We start from the raw sequence: 322 nt of genomic DNA, 5'->3' as shown, positions 1-322 counted from the left end.
AAAAAAAAAGCCGCTGCTGCAGCGCTCCATGGTCGAGCGGCGTCTGGAGGCTGTCGAATATTTGTACAATCAGTACATTGTCCGCGAGGATTTGCGCCTGGCCCTAAAAGAAATTTACGATCTGGAACGTCTCACCGGACGTGTCGCGTACGGCAGCGCCAACGGCCGTGATCTGAACGCCTTGAAGCTGTCGCTGGCGCAGATTCCCGAGCTTAAGCAATTATGCCTCGCTTCGGGCTCGTCCACGCTGCGGGAAATCGGCGAAGGGATTGACGAATGCGCTGATCTTCGCGAGGATATTGCACAGGCTATAGTCGATGAT

The 322-nt window shown here is 55.0% G+C and carries 1 pseudogene; it reads left to right on the top strand.

Features of this window, described 5'->3' with window-relative positions:
- Positions 1-322: pseudogene (locus tag L691_RS28660) on the top strand (DNA mismatch repair protein MutS); the annotation flags it as partial.

This window comes from Paenibacillus zanthoxyli JH29 (assembly GCF_000520715.1).
Taxonomy (GTDB): Bacteria; Bacillota; Bacilli; order Paenibacillales; family Paenibacillaceae; genus Paenibacillus_AQ; species Paenibacillus_AQ zanthoxyli.
The sequence above is the reverse complement of the archived record's forward strand: the minus strand, read 5'-3'. Positions and strand labels throughout refer to the sequence as shown.